The sequence below is a fragment of the Vibrio sp. 1069 genome (assembly GCF_033340555.1).
This window is the reverse complement of the sequence record NZ_JAWOWP010000900.1, coordinates 1-529: the sequence shown is the minus strand read 5'-3', so window position 1 is coordinate 529 and position 529 is coordinate 1. Positions and strand designations below refer to the sequence as shown.

Genomic DNA, 529 nt, shown 5'->3' with positions numbered 1-529 from the left:
ACAATCTCTACAGATCTGGCTTGAAGCCGCTCGCCCTAAAACATTGCCTCTCGCTCTGGTGTCTATTTTAACTGGTAGCGTACTTGCATACTCAGCCGGTCATTTCTCTTTGACCATCGCAATCATGGCCTTTGCTACGGCAACCTTATTGCAGATTCTATCGAACTTAGCCAACGACTATGGCGATGCAGTAAAAGGCACCGACAATGAAAACCGTTTAGGTCCACAGCGTGCGATGCAGACCGGTGCCGTTAGTGCCAAACAGATGAAACAGGCGATCATTTTTAATATCGTGCTTACCGCCATCTCGGGCTTGGTTTTGGTGTTTTACGCACTGAGCTCGCCAGAAAGCATCATCACCTTCATCGGTTTGGGTATTCTTGCCATTATCGCGGCGATTGCTTACACCATGGGCAGTAAGCCCTATGGTTATGTCGGCTTAGGCGATATTTCCGTATTCCTGTTCTTTGGTCTGCTAGGCGTATCTGGTACATACTTTCTGCATACAGGGCATGTAGACACCACTCTA

At 48.0% G+C, this 529-nt stretch carries 1 protein-coding gene; it reads left to right on the top strand.

The annotated features are described in order from the left end of the window. On the top strand, nucleotides 1–529 hold a 529-nt coding region (menA, locus tag R7040_RS29710), incomplete at both ends, for a 1,4-dihydroxy-2-naphthoate octaprenyltransferase (protein ID WP_318098084.1).